Origin of the sequence: Bacillus sp. C28GYM-DRY-1 (genome assembly GCF_030519405.1) — a bacterium.
GTDB classification, from domain to species: Bacteria; Bacillota; Bacilli; order Bacillales; family Bacillaceae; genus Bacillus; species Bacillus spizizenii_A.
This window is the reverse complement of sequence record NZ_JAUMKF010000063.1, coordinates 1-452: the sequence shown is the minus strand read 5'-3', so window position 1 is coordinate 452 and position 452 is coordinate 1. Positions and strand designations below refer to the sequence as shown.

The window sequence follows — 452 nt, the reverse complement described above, 5'->3', positions numbered from 1 at the left end:
AATACAAGGCGTTCCTGGTCAACATCGAGAAAGCGTAAGGAGCGATTCAATGGCGATGGAAACCCAAGACATTATTAAACGCTCCGCGACCAACCCGATCACCCCCGCGCCGCGCGCGCGGGACTATAAAGCGGAAGTCGCCAAGCTTATCGATGTCTCCTCCTGCGTGGGCTGTAAAGCCTGCCAGGTGGCCTGTTCCGAGTGGAATGACATCCGCGATGACGTGGGGCACTGCGTCGGGGTGTACGACAACCCGGCGGATCTCAGCGCCAAATCCTGGACGGTAATGCGCTTTAGCGAGACCGAACAGAACGGCAAACTGGAGTGGCTTATCCGCAAGGATGGCTGTATGCACTGCGCAGAGCCGGGCTGCCTGAAAGCCTGCCCATCCGCCGGGGCGATTATTCAGTACGCCAACGGCATCGTCGATTTCCAGCAGGAAAACTGCATCG

The 452-nt window shown here is 58.2% G+C and carries 1 protein-coding gene; it reads left to right on the top strand.

Features of this window, described 5'->3' with window-relative positions; translation table 11 throughout:
- Positions 1-49: 49 nt before the first annotated feature.
- A partial coding sequence (locus Q3W56_RS20680; protein WP_302896702.1) for a 4Fe-4S dicluster domain-containing protein occupies positions 50-452 on the top strand: 403 nt, incomplete at its 3' end.